The 14,677-nt window shown below is 72.1% G+C and carries 10 protein-coding genes and 1 pseudogene; 4 read left to right on the forward strand and 7 right to left on the reverse strand.

Annotated features, from left to right (window positions below; genetic code table 11):
• Nucleotides 1-66: 66 nt before the first annotated feature.
• Nucleotides 67-738 (reverse strand): annotated as a pseudogene (locus HUT12_RS29350) (lysophospholipid acyltransferase family protein); the annotation flags it as partial.
• Between the two features lie 176 nt (nt 739-914).
• Entirely contained in the window at nt 915-4,112 is a 3,198-nt protein-coding gene (ileS, locus tag HUT12_RS29355; protein WP_176095325.1) for an isoleucine--tRNA ligase, read from the reverse strand.
• A gap of 474 nt (nt 4,113-4,586) precedes the next feature.
• Here ileS and HUT12_RS29360 point away from each other — a divergent pair, with 474 nt between their 5' ends.
• Both HUT12_RS29360 and sigJ read left to right on the forward strand, forming a co-directional pair.
• A complete protein-coding gene (locus HUT12_RS29360; protein ID WP_131054121.1) occupies nt 4,587-5,027 on the forward strand; it encodes a carboxymuconolactone decarboxylase family protein in 441 nt (146 codons plus the stop codon).
• Nucleotides 4,976-5,902, forward strand: coding sequence for an RNA polymerase sigma factor SigJ (gene sigJ / locus HUT12_RS29365; RefSeq protein ID WP_236145818.1), 927 nt, complete (start codon nt 4,976-4,978; stop codon nt 5,900-5,902). Before HUT12_RS29360 ends, sigJ begins: the two co-directional genes overlap by 52 nt.
• 59 nt (nt 5,903-5,961) lie before the next feature.
• Here sigJ and ndk read toward each other — a convergent pair whose 3' ends face one another.
• The gene (ndk, locus tag HUT12_RS29370) at nt 5,962-6,387 is read right to left on the reverse strand and encodes a nucleoside-diphosphate kinase (RefSeq protein WP_131054120.1); all 426 of its coding nucleotides are present in this window, start codon (nt 6,385-6,387) and stop codon (nt 5,962-5,964) included.
• Between the two features lie 143 nt (nt 6,388-6,530).
• On the opposite strand from ndk, the gene HUT12_RS29375 reads away from it, so the two are divergent.
• Nucleotides 6,531-8,006: a VOC family protein gene (locus tag HUT12_RS29375; protein ID WP_176095326.1), complete on the forward strand. Its 1,476-nt coding sequence runs from the start codon at nt 6,531-6,533 to the stop codon at nt 8,004-8,006.
• Nucleotides 8,007-8,030: 24 nt separating this feature from the next.
• On the opposite strand, the gene HUT12_RS29380 is transcribed toward HUT12_RS29375, so the two are convergent.
• The 3 genes from HUT12_RS29380 to HUT12_RS29390 form a co-directional block, all read right to left on the reverse strand.
• Nucleotides 8,031-8,492 carry a DUF4233 domain-containing protein gene (locus HUT12_RS29380; protein ID WP_131054118.1) on the reverse strand — a complete coding sequence of 154 codons (462 nt, stop codon included), beginning with the start codon at nt 8,490-8,492 and terminating at the stop codon, nt 8,031-8,033.
• Complete coding sequence (locus HUT12_RS29385; RefSeq protein ID WP_254877088.1) at nt 8,489-9,760, reverse strand: folylpolyglutamate synthase/dihydrofolate synthase family protein; 1,272 nt, start codon at nt 9,758-9,760, stop codon at nt 8,489-8,491. Before HUT12_RS29385 ends, HUT12_RS29380 begins: the two co-directional genes overlap by 4 nt.
• Nucleotides 9,761-9,870: 110 nt before the next feature.
• Nucleotides 9,871-12,489: a valine--tRNA ligase gene (locus HUT12_RS29390; protein ID WP_176095327.1), complete on the reverse strand. Its 2,619-nt coding sequence runs from the start codon at nt 12,487-12,489 to the stop codon at nt 9,871-9,873.
• Between the two features lie 69 nt (nt 12,490-12,558).
• Between HUT12_RS29390 and HUT12_RS29395 the strand changes: the two genes are divergently transcribed.
• Nucleotides 12,559-13,242: a hypothetical protein gene (locus tag HUT12_RS29395; protein ID WP_131056560.1), complete on the forward strand. Its 684-nt coding sequence runs from the start codon at nt 12,559-12,561 to the stop codon at nt 13,240-13,242.
• 125 nt (nt 13,243-13,367) lie between these two features.
• Here the strand turns inward: HUT12_RS29395 and HUT12_RS29400 are convergent, their stop codons facing one another.
• Nucleotides 13,368-14,501 carry an MFS transporter gene (locus tag HUT12_RS29400; protein WP_217706052.1) on the reverse strand — a complete coding sequence of 378 codons (1,134 nt, stop codon included), beginning with the start codon at nt 14,499-14,501 and terminating at the stop codon, nt 13,368-13,370.
• Nucleotides 14,502-14,677 lie beyond the last annotated feature (176 nt).

The following is a 14,677-nucleotide window of genomic DNA, read 5'->3' on the forward strand; positions in this document are numbered from 1 at the left end:
CGTGGCGGGCCCACCCGTGGTCGGGCTGCCCGGCGTCGTGCTACCCGGCGTCGGCTCGCCCGGGGCGGGCGGCTTCGCGCGGGGCGGGGCGTAGCGCGGGACGTACTCCTGGCCGGTCAGTTTCTGGATCTCGGCCATCAGCTCGTCGGTCATCTCCCGCAGCGACGTCCGGTCCGCCGAGCGGCCGGTGAAGTCCAGCGGCTTGCCGAACCGCACGGTGATCTTCGCGCCCCCGGGTCGCGGCATCCGGGCGCCGATCGGCTGCACCTTGTCGGTGCCGATCATGCCCACCGGGATGATCGGGACACCGGCGGCCAGCGCCAGCCGGGCGGTGCCGGTGCGTCCCCGGTAGAGCCGGCCGTCCGGCGAACGGGTCCCCTCGGGATAGATGGCGACCAGGTCGCCGCCCTGGAGTGCGGGGATCGCCGCGTCGAAGGCGGTCAACGCCGCCCGCCCGCCGGCCCGCTCGACCGGGATGGCGCCCAGGCCGTTGAGCACGAACCGATGGAACGCGCCCTTCGCCCCGGTACCCTTGTAATAGTCCGACTTGGCCCAGAACGCCAGGTGCCGAGGCACCACCGTGCCGAGGAACAACTCGTCGGCCACGGACAGATGGTTGCCCGCGAAGATCGCGCCGCCGGTCGCCGGGATGTGCTCCAGCCCCTCCACGTTCGGCTGAAAGGCCAGCCGCAGTGCCGGGGCCACGGTGTACCTGCCGATGGTGTAGAGCAGCGGCACTGGTCCTCCGGCGGATCGAGTGAGGTAGGGGCGGTGTCACCGTAGCGGACCGTCGCACTTCGACCGGAGCGAGGTCGGGCAGGTCCGCAGGCTGGGTGCCGGATGTTAGGAAGGGCCCCCGGTACTACCGCAGGCGTTAGTAGGGGGCCCTTCCTTACACATCGACACACGTCAGCTCACACGCGACGCACCTCGACCGTCACCTGCTCGCCCTCGCCGACCTCACCGGCGAAGCCGTCCAGTTCGTCGGCGAAGTCGACGCGGTCCGCCAGCACCTCACGGGCCACGAACTCGGCGTACCCGGACACCGCCGCGCGCACCTCCGCCGAGGCCGACACCGTCACCGCGATCCGGTCCGAGACGTCCAGGTCGGCGTCGCGGCGGGCCTGCTGGACCACCCGGACGACGTCCCGGGCCAGCCCCTCGGCGGCCAGTTCGGGGGTGACCACGGTGTCCAGCACCACCACCCCCTCACCACCCGGCAGCGGGGCGGAGTGCTCGGCGTCGGCCGCGACCAGCCGCAGCTCGTACTCGCCCTCGGCCAGCGTGACCCCGGCGGCGACCGGGGCGCCGTCGACCAACTCCCACTCCCCCGCCTTGACCGCCTTGATCACCTGCTGCACCTGCTTGCCGACCCGAGGTCCGAGCGCCCGGGGCACCACGGTGAGCACCTGCTGGCAGTACGCCGACACCTCGTCGGTGAAGACGACCTCCTTCACGTTGACCTCGTCGGCGACCAGGTCGGCGAAGGGCCGCAGCTGCTCGGCCGCCGGGCTGGCGACGGTCAGCTTCGCCAGCGGCAGCCGGACCCGCAGACCCTTGGCCTTGCGCAGCGACAGCGCCGCCGAGGCGACCGCCCGGGTGGCGTCCATCGCGGCCACCAGCTCGTGGTCGACCGGGAAGTCCTCGGCACGCGGCCAGTCGGTCAGGTGCACCGACCGCTCACCGGTCAGCCCGCGCCAGATCTCCTCGGCGGTCAGCGGCGCCAACGGTGCCACCACCCGGCACAGCGTCTCCAGCACCGTCCAGAGCGTGTCGAACGCCTCCGTGTCGCCCGCCCAGAACCGGTCCCGCGAGCGACGCACATACCAGTTGGTCAGCGCGTCCAGGTAGGACCGGACGGTGGCGCAGGCCCCCGAGATGTCGTACGCGTCCATCTGCGCGCCGGCCGTCTCGACCAGCTCGTTGGTCTTGGCCAGCACGTACCGGTCGAGCAGGCTGCCGGCACCGGTCGCCACCGCGTCGGTCTTCCGTTTCGCCTGGTAGCCGTCGGCGTTGGCGTACAGCGAGAAGAAGTACCAGACGTTCCAGAGCGGCAACAGCACCTGCCGCACGGCGTCCCGGACGCTCGACTCGGTGACCGGCATGTCCCCGCCCCGCAGCACCGGCGACGACATCAGCATCCACCGCATCGCGTCCGACCCGTACGAGTCGAAGACGTGGTAGACGTCCGGGTAGTTGCGCAGGCTCTTGGACATCTTGCGCCCGTCGGAGCCGAGCAGGATGCCGTGGCTGAGGCAGTTGCGGAACGCCGGCCGGTCGAACAGCGCGGTGGCCAGCACGTGCATGGTGTAGAACCAGCCCCGGGTCTGCCCGATGTACTCGACGATGAAGTCACCCGGGTAGTGGCTCTCGAACCAGTCGCGGTTCTCGAACGGGTAGTGCACCTGGGCGAAGGGCATCGAGCCGGACTCGAACCAGCAGTCCAGCACCTCCGGCACGCGGCGCATCGTCGACCGGCCCGTCGGGTCGTCCGGGTTGGGGCGGACCAGGTCGTCCACCGCCGGCCGGTGCAGGTCGGTCAGGCGTACGCCGAAGTCGCGCTCGATCTCCTCCAGCGACCCGTACACGTCGACGCGCGGGTGGTTCGGGTCGTCCGAGCGCCACACCGGGATGGGCGAGCCCCAGAACCGGTTCCGGCTGATGGACCAGTCCCGGGCGTTGGCCAGCCACTTGCCGAACGAGCCGTCCTTGATGTGTCCGGGCGTCCAGTTGATCTGCTGGTTCAGCTCGGCCATGCGGTCCTTGAACGTCGTCACCGCGACGAACCACGACGACACCGCCTTGTAGACCAGCGGGGTGTCACAGCGCCAGCAGTGCGGATACGAGTGGGTGTAGGTGTCCTGCCGCAGCACCACCCCCCGCTCCTTGAGCTCCCGGATCACCGGCTTGTTGACGTCGAAGACCTGCTCGCCCTCGTAGGGCGGGACCAGCCCGGTGAACCGGGTGTGGTCGTCCACGGTGACGATGGTCGGGATGCCGGCCGCGTTGCAGACGTTCTGGTCGTCCTCGCCGAAGGCCGGGGCGAGGTGCACGATCCCGGTGCCGTCCTCCGTGGTGACGAACTCGGCGCCGAGCACCTGGTACGCCTGAGGTCCGGCCTGCGCGGTGAGGAAGTCGAACAGCGGGGTGTACCGCCGCCCCACCAGGTCGGCGCCGCGTACCGTGCCGACCTGCTCGTACCCCTCCAGTTCCTTGGCGTACGCCCCGAGGCGACCGGCGCCGACGACGTAGCGCTCGCCGTCGCGGTCCAGCACCGCGTACTCGATGTCCGGCCCGACGGCCAGCGCCAGGTTCGACGGCAGCGTCCACGGCGTGGTGGTCCAGACGCCCAGCCGGACCGGCCCCCGGAGCAGCTCCGGCGCGGACTCGTCGGCGGTCAGCCCGAACCACACGGTCAACGTGGGGTCGTGCCGGTCCCGGTAGACGTCGTCCATCCGGGTCTCGGTGTTCGACAGCGGCGTCTCACACCGCCAGCAGTACGCCAGCACCCGGAAGCCCTCGTAGATCAGACCCTTGTCGTGCAGGGTCTTGAAGGCCCACATGACGCTTTCCATGTAGTCCAGGTCGAGGGTCTTGTAGTCGTTGGCGAAGTCGACCCAGCGGGCCTGCCGGGTGACGTACCGCTCCCAGTCCTGGGTGAACTCCAGCACTGAGGAGCGGCAGGCGTCGTTGAACCGGGCCACGCCGAGGTCGAGGATCTCCGCCTTGCTGGTGATGCCGAGCTGCTTCTCGGCCACCACCTCGGCTGGCAGGCCGTGGCAGTCCCAGCCGAAGCGCCGCTCCACCCGCCGGCCGCGCATGGTCTGGTAGCGCGGCACCACGTCCTTGACGTACCCGGTGAAGAGGTGACCGTAGTGCGGCAGGCCGTTGGCGAACGGCGGGCCGTCGTAGAAGACGTACTCGTTGTCGGCGTCACCGGCCGAGGCACCGGTCGCCGTCTCCGGCTGCCGGCCGGAGGCGGGACGCTGCTCGACGCTGGCCTCGAAGGTCTTGTCGGCCGTCCAGTGCTCCAGCACCCGGCGCTCGACCGCGGGCAGGTCCGGGCTGGCCGGGACGCCGGTGGCGGTCGGGTCGTGCAACGGATAGCCCATCGGGGGTCGCTCTCCTCGCTGACGCTCACTGTCGTGTGGGTCTGCGAGGACGAGCCGTCACCGGTACGCCGTCACCGGCGCCCCGGGCCGGGCCCGCGGTACCACCCCGCTTGGTGGCCGGAGTACGACCACCCGCTCGTTGACCGGCTGTGACGGGCCGACCCGTCCGGTTCTACTGAGCCGGTCACCCGGCCGTTCTTCCGGAGGCTCACCGGTGATTGCCGGATCATCGCCATACCCACCCATGATACCCATCCCACCCGTCCCCCTCCTCCCGATAACCCCACCCCGCCGATCATGGAGTCCCGGCAGTCGCAAACCGGGCCGCACGGGGCGAATCACCGACCACGAGTCCATGATCGACGCGCACCTCCACGACGAGCCTCCATGACCGGCGTCACAGGGTGTACCTGTCACGCCCTGTGGGGTGCGCCCGTCGTGGGGGTGTCGGAGCGATCTAGCGGGAGGGTTGTCATGCAGCGGATGAACGTGGCGGAGGTGGCGCCAGGGGCGTTCAGCGCCGTGATGGGGCTGGAGAAGTACGTCCGGGCGAACGTGGACCACACCGTGCTGGAGCTGGTGAAGCTGCGCGCCTCGATCCTGAACGGCTGCGCGTACTGCGTCGACATGCACAGCCAGGAGGCGCTCGGCGCGGGTGAGTCGAGCCGGCGGCTGTTCGCGGTGGCCGCCTGGCGCGAGGCGCCCTTCTTCGACCAGCGGGAACGCGCCGCGCTGGCGTTGACCGACGCGGTGACCCGGCTCGGCGAACACGGGGTACCCGACGACGTGTGGGAGGACGCGGCGAAGGTCTGGCCGGAGAAGGCGCTCGCCGACCTGGTCCTGGCGATTGCCACAATCAACGTGTGGAACCGGATCGCGGTGACCTTCCGCAACGATCTCCCGTCGGACGACTGAACCCGGCGGAGGCGGCGGAGGCGGCCGGTGCGCTCGACGCGCACCGGCCGATGCTGCTCGGTCTGGCGTACCGGCTGCTCGGCAGCCGGCACGACGCCGAGGACGTGCTCCAGGAGACCTACCTGCGCTGGGCCCGCGTCGACCGGAGCCGGGTGACCGAGCCACGCCGCTACCTGTCCCGGGTGGTGACCCACCTGTCCATGGACCGGCTGCGGGCCCGGCAGGCCACCCGGGAGGCGTACGTCGGGCAGTGGCTGCCGGAGCCGGTACCGACGGCACCGTCACCGTTCGGCCCGTTGGAACGCGCCGAACTGCGCGACTCGCTCTCCACCGCGCTGCTGCACCTGCTGGAGCGGCTCACCCCGCCGGAGCGCGCGGTCTACGTCCTGCACACCGCGTTCGAGCTGCCGTACGCCGAGATCGCCGAGCTGCTCGACCGTTCCGTCGAGGACTGCCGTCAGTTGCACCACCGGGCCGCCGCCCGGATCGGGCGCGAGCAGCGCCGGTTCACCGCCGACCGGGCGGAGCAGGAGCGACTGCTGGAGGCGTTCATCGCCGCCGCCGGCGAGGGTGACCTGCGGAGGCTGACCGAGCTGGTGGCCGCCGACGCGATCGCCTGGAGTGACGGCGGCGGTCGGGTGAGTGCCGCCCGCAACCCGATCACCGGCGCGGACCGGGTGGTCCGGTTCCTGCTGGGCGTCCGCGAGAAGGGCTGGCCGCTCACCGTGCACCGCACCGAACTCAACGGTCAGCCGGCCGCCGTGGTGATCACCGCCGGCGGCTCCCGGTATGCGGTCATGCTCGGCACCGCCGACGGTCGGATCACCGACATCTTCCTGGTCGCCAACCCGGACAAGTTGCCCTGGGCGACCTGAGCCGGCCCGTCGACGGGCCGGCTCGCCGCTGTCGTGAGCCCAACTCGGGGAGGCGGTCGTCAGCCCAGCTCGGGGAACCAGAGCGCCAGCTCGCGCTTGGCGCTGTCCGGGGAGTCGGAGGCGTGCACCAGGTTCTCCCGGTTGGACAGGGCGAGGTCGCCCCGGATGGTGCCGGCGACGGCCTTGCGTCCGTCGGTGGCGCCGATCAGACCCCGCACCACGTCGATCACCTGGTCGCCGGAGAGCACCAGCGCGACCAACGGGCCGCTGGTCATGAACGTCTTCAGCGGCGGGTAGAACGCCTTGTCCACGTGCTCGGCGTAGTGCTCGTCGGCCAGCGCGGCGTCCATCGTCCGGGACGCCATCGCGTCGATCCGCAGCCCCTTCCGCTCGAAGCGGGAGACGATCTCGCCGACCAGGCCGCGGCGGACCGCGTCGGGCTTGATCAGTACGAGCGTGCGCTCGTCCGGGCTGCTGCTGGACACGCTGGGTTCCTCCTGAGGGCGTAAGTCGGTCGGGCTGGGTACGGTCAGCCTAGCGACCCGGTCCCGGCCCCGGCGCGGTGGTCGGTCCTTCCCCCGGCCCCCGATCCGGCCTAGCCTGGCCCTGACCACCCGGGAGGTCCACTGTGGCGAACGGCGGGAACCGACCCATCGCACCGGTACGCAAACTGATCGCGGCGGTGCTCGGCACCGTGGCCAGTTTCGTCGTGCTGTTCGGGCTGGGCATGACGAGCTGGGCCATCGTGGCGCTCGGTGTGGCCCTGCTGGTGCTGGCGATCGCGCTGGCCACCGTACGCGGCGGCGGTCGCACCTGGGTCGTCGGCGCCGGGCACGTGCACAGCGCCTCCGAACCACCCACCCAGTACGCCTTCGGCCGCTGCGAACTCCAGCTCGTGATCGACGCGCCCGGGCTGCCGCCCCGGTCCAAGAAGATCATCGAGCCCCGGGTGCCGGTCGCCAAGTGGCCGTCGCTGGGCCAGACACTGCCGATCCGGGTGGCGCTGGACGACCCGCGACACGTCCGGGTGCTCTGGGACGAGGTGCCCACCCACGCCGAGGCCGGCACCGCCGACCTGCCGCCCGAGTTCGCCGACGAGTTCGTCGGGCAGGGCCCGCCGGACGAGATGCTGATCGGGCAGCAGGCCCCGCCGTGGGCCGACCGGCCGCCGGAGGACGACTTCCACGACCCGCTGGGTGACCCGCTCGGCACCCCGCTCCGCGACGACCCGGTCGAGCCGGTCGAGTCCCGGGACCCGGTCCGGGTACGCCAGCGCCCGGGTGGACCCGTGGTGCTGGAGGGCACCGTGGTCGAGCAGAGCAGCGACGCCCCGTTGCCCCGCCGCGCCACGCCCGCGCCACGTACCCCCGCCGAGGAGCGGTTCGCCGCGACGGCCGCCGCCCCGGACGAGACCGACCTCTTCGCCGACCTGCCGCGCGACGACCACCCGGCCGGCGCGCCGGTCACCGGTACGCCGAGCACGGCACCGGCCGCCGGACGACCGGCCGATCCGCCCTCCGCCCCGACGGGCCCCCTCGACCCGCTGGACCTGCCGCTGGACGACCCGTACCCGACGACCGCCGGGCGCACCCGGTCGGCACCGCACGAGGACGAGCCGGTGCACGCGGCGGCGACCGGCGCCCCGGACCCCGACGATCCGCAGGTGGACGACCGGGAACTGGACGAGGCGATCTTCGGTTTCGACCCGGACACCGCCGACCTGGCCGCCCCGATCAGCGGTGTGGGCATCACCCTGCTCGTCACCGAGCTGTCCCGATCGCTGGAGTTCTATCGGGACCGGCTCGGCTTCCGCGAGGTCGACCGGGGCAACGGCAACGCGGTCCTCTCCTCCGGGGCCACCCGGCTGGTGCTGCGCGAGGTGACCGGCGCCCAGCCGATGAACCGGCGGCTGGTGCACGTCAACCTCGACGTCGACGACATCCAGTCGGCCTACGAGCGGATGCGTGACTCGGGCGTCCGGTTCACCTACGCGCCCCGGGTGGTCAACCGGGGCACCAAGCTGGAGGTGTGGGCGGCGGCGTTCCGCGACCCGGACGGGCACGGCATCGCCCTGACCCAGTGGCGGGAACGCGCCGAGGCGTGACCCGCCGACCGGCACGGACGCCGGTCAGCCCAGGATCACCCGACGGACGTGCAACGCGTACGCCCACACCAGCGCGAAGATGACGCCCAGCGCGAACAGCGCCCAGTGCAGCAGGCCGGACAGCAGCAGCAGACCCTGCAACACGGTGCCGGCCTGCCACGCCCAGGGTCGGCGCATCAGCCCGGCCAGCAGCGCCGCCAGCACGGCCAGCGTCACCACCGCCGCGAGCGCCGGACCGCCGAGGTCACCGCCGACGACCCGGATCGGTTGGATCGCCAGCAGCAGCACCAGCGCCTCCAGCGCGAGGGTGCCCGCGCCGAGTCCGCGTACCGCCCGCTGCGGATCACGCAGCCCGGACCGGCGCTGTCCCGGCGGACCGTCACCGTCCGTCCCGGGAACGCCCTCGGGCTGCCCCGATCCGGCACCGCCACCGGTGATGGTTTCGGGGGTCTCGTCCGGCCGGGCCGCGCCCGTGGGCTCGCTCATCGCTTCAGCAGGCGGCGGGCGTCGGCCACGGTCACCACCGAGCCGGTGATCAGCACCCCGACCCCGGCCAGTTCACCCGGTACGTCCTCCTCGGCCAGCGCCACCGCCGCCTCGATCGCGTCCGGCATCTCCTCGGCGACCTCGACCCGGTCCGGCCCGAACACTTCGGCGGCGAGCGCGGCCAACTCCTTGGCCGGCAGCGCCCGGGGCGAGCTGTTACGGGTCACCACCACCTGGTCGACCACCGGTTCGAGCAGCTCCAGCAGGCTCGGCGCGTCCTTGTCGGCCAGTGTGCCCACCACCGCGACCAGCTTGCTGAACGCGAACTCCTCCTGCAGGGCGGTGACCGTGGCGGCCATCCCCTGCGGGTTGTGCGCACCGTCCAGCAGGATCGTCGGGGCGTTCCGGACCCGCTCCAGGCGGCCCGGCGAGCTGGCCGTGGCGAAGCCCTCCCGGACCGCCTCCACGTCCAACTGCCGCCGCGCGCCGGCGCCGAGGAACGCCTCCACGGCGGCGAGCGCCAGCGCCGCGTTCTGCGCCTGGTGCGCGCCGTGCAGCGGGACGAACACCTCTTCGTACACCCCGCCGAGTCCTTGCAGGGTGAGCACCTGCCCGCCGACGGCGACCGCCCGACGCAGCACGCCGAACTCGGCGCCCTCGCGGGCGATGGTCGCGCCCACCTCGGCGCAGCGTTGCAGGATCGGCTCGGCGGCCTCCTCCTCCTGCGCCGCGCAGATCACCGTGGCGCCGGGGTGGATGATGCCGGACTTGGCGACCGCGATGTCCTGGAGCGTGTCCCCGAGCCACTCGGTGTGGTCCAACCCGATCGGCGTGAGTACGCACACCCCGGCCTGGATCACGTTCGTGGCGTCCTCGGCGCCACCGAGACCCACCTCGACCACGGCGATGTCGACGGGAGCGTCGGCGAACGTGGCGAACGCCAGCGCGGTGGTCATGTCGAAGTAGGTCAGCGGCTCCGCCGACCGGTCGTCCACCAGTTCGGCCAGCGGCTTGATCTCCTGATAGACCGCGGCGAACCGGGTCTCGTCCACCGGCTCGCCGTCCAGGCTGATCCGCTCCCGGAGGCTCTCCAGGTGCGGGCTGGTGTACCGGCCGGTGTGCAGCCCGAACGCCCGCAACAGCGAGTCGATCATCCGGGCCGTGGAGGTCTTGCCGTTGGTGCCGGTCAGGTGGATCGACGGGTACGCCCGCTGCGGGCTGCCCAGCAGGTCGAGCAGGGACGAGATGCGGTCCAGCTCGAACACCATCCGGGTGAAACCGCGCCCGGCCAGCTCCGCCTCCGCCTGGGCGAAGGCGGCGTGCGCGGCGCGGTCGCCGCGCGGCCGACCACGATCGGTGTTCTCGGTACGGTCGTCGCTCACGAGGGCAGGGCCTCCAGGGCGGCGTCGATCCGGGCCAGGTCGGCCTCGGCGACGGCCAGTCGTTGACGGATCTTGGCGACGACCGGTTCGGGGGCCTTACCGACGAACGCCGGATTGTCCAGCTTCGCCCGGGCCTGCCCGGCCTCCTTCTCGGCCGCCGTCCGGTCCTTGGTCAGTCGCGCCCGCTCGGCGGCCACGTCGATCGAGCCCCGGGTGTCCAGCGCGACGTTGACCTCGCCCGGCATGGCCAGCGTGGCGCTGGCCTGGAAGTCGTCGGCGGGCGCGTCGAGCCGCGCGAGCGACCGGATCAGCGGTTCGTGCGCCGCCACGCCGGCACCGGCCAGGCCGTCGAGCCGGGCGGCGACCCGCTGGGTCGGGCGCAGGCCCTGGTCCGAGCGGAACCGGCGGACCTCGGTGACCACCCGTTGCAGGGTGGCGACCTCCGCCTCGGCGGCGTCGTCGACGAGCGCCCGGTCGGCAGCCGGCCAGGCCGCGGTGAGCAGCGTCTCGCCGCCGGTCAGCGCGGTCCACAACTCCTCGGTGACGAACGGGATCACCGGGTGCAGCAGCCGCAGGAGGTGGTCCAGCACATGACCGAGGACCCGGCGGGTGACCTCGGCCGACTCGCCCCCGCCGGCCAGCACCGGCTTGCTCAGCTCGACGTACCAGTCACAGACGTCGTCCCAGGCGAAGTGGTAGAGCAGGTCACACACCTTGGCGAACTCGTACGCCTCGAACTGCTCGTCGACCTCGGCGGTGACGTGCGCCAGCCGGGACAGGATCCACCGGTCGACGGTCGACAGCTTGTCGGCGGTCGGCATCGGACCGCCGGTGTGCGCGCCGTTGATCAACGCGAACCGGGTGGCGTTCCAGAGCTTGTTGCAGAAGTTCCGGGAGCCCTGGCACCACTCCTCGCTGACCGGCACGTCGCCGCCCGGGTTGGCGCCCCGGGCCAGCGTGAAGCGGGTCGCGTCGGCACCGTACCGGTCGATCCAGTCCAGCGGGTCGACCACGTTCCCGAACGACTTCGACATCTTCTTGCCGTGCTCGTCACGGACCATGCCGTGCAGGGCGATCACGTCGAACGGCTGCCTGCCGTCCATCGCGTACAGGCCGAACATCATCATCCGGGCGACCCAGAAGAAGAGGATGTCGTAACCGGTCACCAACACGCTGGTCGGATAGAACTTGGCCAGGTCCGGGGTCTGCTCCGGCCAACCGAGCGTGGAGAACGGCCACAGGCCGCTAGAGAACCAGGTGTCCAGCACGTCCTCGTCCTGGTGCCAGCCCGTCCCGGTCGGCGGCTCCTCGTCGGGTCCGACGCAGACCACCTCGCCGGCCGGGCCGTACCAGACCGGGATCCGGTGGCCCCACCAGAGCTGGCGGGAGATGCACCAGTCGTGCATGTTGTCGACCCAGGCGAAGTAGCGCTTGGCCAGCTCCGCCGGCTCGATCCGGACCCGCCCGTCGCGCACCGCGTCACCGGCCGCCTTCGCCAGCGGCGAGGTGTTGACGAACCACTGCAACGACAGCCGGGGTTCCACCGTGGTGCGGCACCGCGAGCAGTGCCCGACGGCGTGCACGTACGGCCGCTTCTCGGCGACGATGCGGCCCTGCTCGCGCAGCGCCGCGACGATCGCCGGCCGGGCCTCGAACCGGTCCAGCCCCTGGAACGGACCGGGCGCGGTGATCACACCCCGCTCGTCCATCACGGTGAGCGCGGGCAGGTCGTGCCGCTGCCCGATCTCGAAGTCGTTCGGGTCGTGCGCCGGGGTGACCTTCACCATGCCGGTGCCGAAGGACGGGTCGACGTGGGCGTCCCCCACGATCGGGATCCGCCGCCCGGTCAACGGCAGCTCGACCTCGGTGCCGATCAGGTGCCGGTACCGCTCGTCGTCCGGGTGCACCGCCACCGCCGTGTCGCCGAGCATCGTCTCGGCCCGGGTGGTGGCCACCACCACGTCGTCGCTGTACCGGATCGAGACCAGCTCACCGTCGTCGTCGGAGTGCTCCACCTCGATGTCGGAGAGGGCGGTCAGACAGCGCGGACACCAGTTGATGATCCGGTTCGCGCGATAGATCAGCCCGTCGTCGTACAGCTTCTTGAACATGGTCTGCACGGCGCGGGACAGGCCCTCGTCCATGGTGAAGCGCTCGCGCTCCCAGTCCACCGAGTCACCGAGGCGGCGCATCTGGCCGAGGATGGTCCCGCCGGACTCCGCCTTCCACTGCCACACCCGCTCGACGAACTTCTCCCGGCCCAAATCGTGGCGGGACAGGCCCTGCGCGGCGAGCTGCCGCTCGACCACGTTCTGGGTGGCGATGCCGGCGTGGTCCATGCCGGGCAGCCAGAGCGCCTCGAAACCCTGCATACGCTTGCGCCGCACCAGGGCGTCCTGCACGGTGTGGTCCAGCGCGTGGCCCATGTGCAGCGAGCCGGTCACGTTCGGCGGCGGGATGACGATGGTGAAGGGCTGCCGCTCGCTCTCCGCCGATGCCCGGAACCGACCGTCGGCTACCCACTGCTCGTACCGTCGCTGCTCTACCTCGCCGGGCAGGTACTGGCCGGCGAGGGTCGGGGCGTCGAGGCGTCGGGCATCCAGGTTCTCGGTCACCCTGGAAGTCTACGGAGCGCTTCGGCGGACCCGACGTGCGCCACCGGTGGTTCGCGTACGGTGTCGGCTATGTCCGACGCGCGCCGCAGCCTCCACCACCTCGACGACGGCACCCCGCTGGTCGACCTGACCGCCGAGCCGATCGAGCTGGACCAGCCCGAGGCGGCGACCGGCCCCGACCGCCGCGCCGTCCGGTCCCGGCGCTGGCGGATCGCGGTGGCGTTGATCGCGGTCCTGGTGTTCGCGGGCGTCGGCACGCTCGGCTCCTGGGGTTGGCGGATCATGCAGCAGAAGGACGCCCGGATCAGCACTCCGGGCGAGGTCGCCGGCCTGCGCCAGGACACCAGCGACCGCGCGGTGAGCACCGCCGACTACCTGCGCAGCGGCCTCGCGGCCGACATCCGGCTGGACAGCAGCTTCGGGGCGGTCTACCAGGATCCGGCCGACACCCGCCGCTCGGTGCTCCTCTTCGGCGGCACGACCCTGCTGTGGCAGCCGGAGCGGGACCTGGAGAGCCTGTTCACGCTGATGGGCGACGAGACCGGCGCGATCAGCGACCTGCGCAACGTCTCCCCGGGCGGTCTCGGCGGGACGATGAAGTGCGGCAGCACCAGCGGCGACGGCGGTGACTTCGCGGTCTGCGGCTGGGCCGACCACGGCAGCGTGGTGCTCGCCATGTTCCCGTCCCGCTCGGTCGACGAGTCCGCCGGGCTGCTGCGACAGATCCGCGAGACCGTGCAGACCCGGCACTGACGAGCGCCGCCGGGTCACCGCCCGCCGACCCGCGCCACCGGCGTGGCGAGCGCCGCGAGCCCGACCAGGACGCACCCACCACCCGCCAGCAGACAGACCAGGGGTACGCCGTACCCCTGCGCGCCTCACGTCACCACGGCAGCCCCGATCGGGCCGAGCGCGTAGTGGGTCGCCCAGAACACCGAGGTGACCCGGCCCAGCAGGTGGTTCGGCGTCACCTCCTGCCGTAGCGACAGGGAGCAGATCGCGCCGACCGCCACCCCGCCGAGGTACACCGCCGCCAGGGCCGCCACCGCCGGCACCGTACCCGCCGACCCGACCGCCGCGACCGCCACGCCGGCCGTCACCACACTGCCCGACCAGGTGGGCCCGAAGCCGATGCGTCGTCGCAGCGGCGCCACCACCAGCGAGCCGAGGACCGTGCCGAGCGCGGCCAGCCCCAACACCACCCCGACGGTACGCTCCGACCCGCCGAGGCCGTGCCCGACGTGATAGATCAGCACGTCGTCGAGCCCGTAGGTGAGGAACAGGAACGCCGACAGCAGCAGTGTCAGGCTCCGCAGCACCGGATGCCGCCAGAGGAACCGGGCCCCGACCAGCAGCTCGTCACGCAGCCCGGCCAGGGTCGTCGCGGTCCGCTCCCGGCGGGCCTGCCGCAGCCGAACGGCGGTCAGCCCGACCGCCGACACGGCGAAGCTCGCGGCGTTCACCGCCACCGCCGTGGTGTACCCGAAGCGCGCCGCCACCAGACCGGCCAGCAGCGGTCCCCCGATCCCGGCGACCGCGTAGCTCGCCGACAGCTTGCCGTTGGCCTCGGTGATCCGCCCGACGTCGACGAGCCCCGGCACCGCCGCCACGTACGCCACCCGGAACACCATCCCCACGGCGGCACCGGCCGGCAGTACGAGGTAGAGCAGCCAGAGCTGCGGCCCCCAGAGCCACGCCACCGGTACGGCGGCGAAGAGCACGGCCCGCGCGAGGTCACCACCGATCAGCAGGCGTCGCCGGTCCACCCGGTCGGCCAGCACTCCCGCGAAGACGGCCGTGACCACCGACGCCACCCCCGCGACGGCGGTGAGCAGGCCCATCAGCGCCACCGACCCGGTGACCTGGAGCACCAGCAGCGGTACGGCCACCGACGCGAACCCGTCGCCGACCACCGACACCGTCTGCGCCGCCCAGAACACGCCGAAGTCCCGGTTACGCCACAGCCCCGACCTCGTTCTTCCGGCGTGCGCCGTCTCCTCAGATGCCGGCACTGGGCCCGGCATCGTCCGGTCGTGTGCTGGTGGGGCGGGGCCATCGGTGGGCGCCGTCACTCGCGTGACGCTAGCGGCCGGCGGGCCGATGCGCTGTCCCGGTTCTGGCTGTCTCGGTTCAGGCTGCCACGATCGGGTTTAGCGGTCGGGCTACGGCGATCGGTCCATAAATGCGT

Source organism: Verrucosispora sp. NA02020, from assembly GCF_013364215.1.
Taxonomy (GTDB): Bacteria; Actinomycetota; Actinomycetes; order Mycobacteriales; family Micromonosporaceae; genus Micromonospora.